Annotated in this window: 3 protein-coding genes; 1 reads left to right on the top strand and 2 read right to left on the bottom strand. The window is 59.6% G+C overall.

The features are described 5' to 3' along the window. Positions 1-354: 354 nt before the first annotated feature. Together FY112_RS02955 and tyrS are read right to left on the bottom strand one after the other, a co-directional pair. Positions 355-1,530: an MFS transporter gene (locus FY112_RS02955; RefSeq protein WP_151517625.1), complete on the bottom strand. Its 1,176-nt coding sequence runs from the start codon at positions 1,528-1,530 to the stop codon at positions 355-357. A 291-nt stretch (positions 1,531-1,821) separates the two neighbouring features. Beyond that, positions 1,822-3,087 (bottom strand): tyrosine--tRNA ligase, encoded by a 1,266-nt coding sequence (gene tyrS / locus FY112_RS02950; RefSeq protein ID WP_181018136.1) that lies wholly within the window; start codon positions 3,085-3,087, stop codon positions 1,822-1,824. Between the two features lie 351 nt (positions 3,088-3,438). On the opposite strand from tyrS, the gene FY112_RS37365 reads away from it, so the two are divergent. Next, on the top strand, positions 3,439-3,768 hold a 330-nt coding region (locus FY112_RS37365), incomplete at its 3' end, for a KUP/HAK/KT family potassium transporter (protein ID WP_246700589.1).

Below are 3,768 nucleotides of genomic sequence, written 5' to 3'. Positions count from 1 at the left end.
GCAGAACGACGCCGGCGAGCCTTCATTTGCGGCCGGACACGGCCATCACAAACCCCGTAAAACATATGTTTTGCTAGGCGGAAAGGCTGGAGCTTCGCCATCCCAACCAGGTCCACTCAGACGAGATGGACTGTGGCCGCAATGCTTGAGCAGCAAAACCATTCGCCAAGAGTTGACGACAGTATGCGGAATTAGCTCCTCACCTATACGAGCTATATTTCCGATGGCCGCTCATAATACTTCGGCGCCATGGGAAATACATTGCGCTCGCCCGATTCACCAGCGAAAACCGGAGGTTGCCCCTCCGGTTGAGGACGTGAACGAGCTTACGACAAAGGTGGCCGGCGTGGCGTGTCAACCGTGTGGTTGCGCCGGTTCGGGTTGGCCTGTGACCGGGGCAGGATCAGCGGCAAGTGCCCTGGTGACCAGCAGCGCTGCGGCGAGAACAGGGACGACCGCCCAGTACGAAAAGCGGATATCGAAGTGTTCGGCAACGAAACCGAGCAGTGGCGGCCCGGCGAAAAACACAAGGAACGTCGTCTGCCCGAGCGCTGCAACGTTGACGGGTGCGGGTCGATCCGTGCGTCGGGCCGCAGCCGAGATGGCAAGCGGATAGACTGAAGAGCAGCCGATACCTGTCAGGCCAAAGCCTGCGAGCACGATAGCAGGGTGTGTCGCCGTCGCAACCATGACGAGACCGATGGTCGCGATCCCGAGGAGGGTTATTACGACCGGGCGTGGATTGAAGCGGTCAATGACAGGGTCCATACCGAGCCGCCCGATGGCGATGAACAGGGAGAAAATGGTCACGCCGAGCCCGCCGATGAAGGGTTCGACCGCGAATACGTCACGCATATAGATCGCCGACCAATCGACGCTCGCGCCTTCGGCGAGAAGTGGAGCTGCGCCTATCAGGCAAAGGGGCAGCAGCCCGATTGTCGGAAAAGCAATCGGCGGACTATCTCCCGGGTGCGCGTCCTGCCGCTGGGGCGCGTTCTCGATCCCGGAGAAAACGATCGACCCTCCAATCAGGACGGTGACGAGGATGATCAAGCTATGCAGTTCGATGGAGACGGCAGCCTGCCGCATGCCGGCGGCAACAAGGGCGGTGATGCAGAAGCCCACGCTCCACATGCCGTGAGCCCGGCTCATGATGCGGTACCCAAGCAGCGCCTCACGGCGATCGGTTTCGATATTGGCGTTGATCTCGAACGCGCCGGTGAATATGCCGGCAATGAAGAATAATGGCACCGCCAGGAGAGCTGAAGGCATCCAGGGGATCAGCGCGAAAAACAGCGCCGCACCGAAGACGGTGACGAAAGCCGTGGTGCGCGCACCGAGCCTCTCGATCAACCTTACCGAGAACGTCAACCCGCACAGAACCCCGGAGGACATGACGGCAAGCAAAAGGCCCAGCTCTCCCTCGGTCAGGCTGAACTTGACCTGAAGGTCGGGCAGCCGCGACACAAACGCGCCTAAGGAAAGGGCCACGGCAAACTGAATGAAGAAAATCCGGTGGTGTGGCTTCATCTCGGGGACACTGCTCCGATGGCGCGGGTTATCCGGCGGCATAACCGGACATTCCGACGAAATGGCGACTGGCTTGAGAAGCCCGCAATCTCAGGATTATCGATCACTGCTGCTGACATCCCCTGTCAGCATGATGCAGCCGCCGCTGATTTCACAGGTCAATGCCGAGCAGCCGCTCCAATTGAAGGCCGCAAAACACGTCGGACCGAAGGGCCACCTTGTCAACAACACCCGCAGGGAGCGCGACAAGGTGGTTCGAGTTTGCCGGCTCCCCGAATTGAACAGACCACGCTAAACCGGCTCAAGGAGGACCTGTCGCTTCTTGCCGACCGAGAGCCGGATCACCCCGTCCTGGACGTCGGAGTCGCCAAGCCGCATTGTCTCGTCTTTTACGCTGCCACCGTTCACTCGCACACCGCCGCCGACGATCAATCGACGCGCTTCGCTTTTCGACTTGGCGAGCCCGGCAACGACCATGGCGTCGACCAACGGAAAATCACCGCGAAGGCTATCCGGGAGAATGACCGTCGGGAGACCCGCCGGCACTTCGCCTGCTTCGAAGGCGCGTCGGGAGGTTTCGGAAGCTTGCGCCGCGGCATCTGCCCCGTGGCACAGGCTGGTGACCTGGTCGGCAAGAATCTTTTTTGCTTCGTTGATTTCCGAATCCCGAAGCACGTCAAGGCGTGCGATTTCACTTAAGGGCAACTCGGTGAACAGCCTGAGAAAACGACCCACATCGGCATCCCCGGCGTTTCTCCAGAATTGCCAGAATTCATAGGGTGACAACCGGTCGGCGTTCAGCCAAACCGCCCCCGAAACGCTCTTGCCCATCTTCGCGCCCGAAGACGTCGTCAGCAGCGGGGCAGTCAATCCAAAGAGGCCGCGTCCACCGATCCGCCGTCCAAATTCAACGCCGCTGACGATATTGCCCCACTGGTCCGAGCCACCCAGTTGAAGCAGGCAGCCGCGGCTTTCTGCGAGGACATGGAAGTCGTAGGCTTGCATGACCATGTAGTTGAATTCCAGCAATGACAGCGATTGCTCTCGTTCCAACCGTTGGCGCACGCTCTCCGATGTGAGCATCCGATTGACTGAAAAATGCGGCCCAACATCGCGCAGGAAATCGAGATAGTTGAGCCCGTCCAACCAGTCGGCGTTATTGACCATGACGGCATCGGTCGGGCCGTCTCCAAAAGCGAGGAAGCGCTCGAAGACCCGTCGGATGCCGATCAGGTTTTTCATGATCTGCTCTTGGCTGAGAAAGGGACGCGACGTGTCGCGGAAGCTCGGATCGCCCAGGCGGCTTGTCGCGCCGCCGAGCAACGCAATGGGTTTGTTACCCGTCTTCTGGAACCACCGCAGCATCATGATCGGAATGAGATGCCCGACATGCAGGCTGTCGGCGGTGAGATCAAATCCGTTATAGGCGGTGCCCGCTCCTGAACAAAGCCAGCTGTCGAGTGCTCCTAAGTCGGTGCATTGATGCAGGAAGCCGCGCTCGCTCAAAGTGCGAAGAAAGTCCGATCTAGGTCCGGTAGGCTGAGAGGATAGTTTCACGAGGGTCTCCATTTGGGCCGATGAGGCCGGAGACCTTCTGTTGACACACGTGCCGCCGACCATGCGGCGTCTCGAGTGTCAGGAATATGACCTTGCGCCGCTCTCTATGGGAGCAGCGTGTAATAAAAGCTCGAAAAGGTCCGGGCGCGGGTCATGCGTGCCTATTACCATGCGACAGCGCAATCGCAAGGGGATACGAACCGACGACGTTTGAACTGATCGCAACGCCACCCTCGCCACGCCCGCATCGCCTTCGCCCCCACAAAAAATTCACACCCGCATCAATTTACTTGCCGTTCTGCAATGCGGCATATGTTTGTGTCCATGGCCAAGTGGCATGAGCGGGGAACCATGACGTCAACACATGCAGACAATACGGGTGAAGGCGCCGGCCGGAAGGGCTTCGTCGGACTGGTCATCGGCGCGGTCGGCGTCGTCTATGGCGATATCGGCACCAGCCCGCTCTATGCCCTTCGCGAGGCGCTGAGGCCCTTTGCCGCCGATGGCGTACACGAAGCCGAGGTCATCGGTCTCATTTCGCTGATGGTCTGGACGCTGACGATCATCGTGACTTTCAAATATGTGCTCTTCCTTCTCAGGGCGGACAATGACGGCGAAGGCGGCACGCTTTCGCTTCTCGCCCTCCTGATGAAGAAGATGGGACGAAACGTACCGGTGCTC

This window comes from Rhizobium sp. PEPV16, from assembly GCF_008919455.1.
Taxonomy (GTDB): domain Bacteria; phylum Pseudomonadota; class Alphaproteobacteria; order Rhizobiales; family Rhizobiaceae; genus Rhizobium; species Rhizobium leguminosarum_Q.
The sequence above is the reverse complement of the archived record's forward strand: the minus strand, read 5'-3'. Positions and strand labels throughout refer to the sequence as shown.

Bases quoted from the DNA above. Each gene is read 5' to 3' on its own strand.
- FY112_RS02955 (WP_151517625.1), bottom strand. From the start codon at position 1,530: ATGAAGCCACACCACCGGATTTTCTTCATTCAGTTTGCCGTGGCCCTT.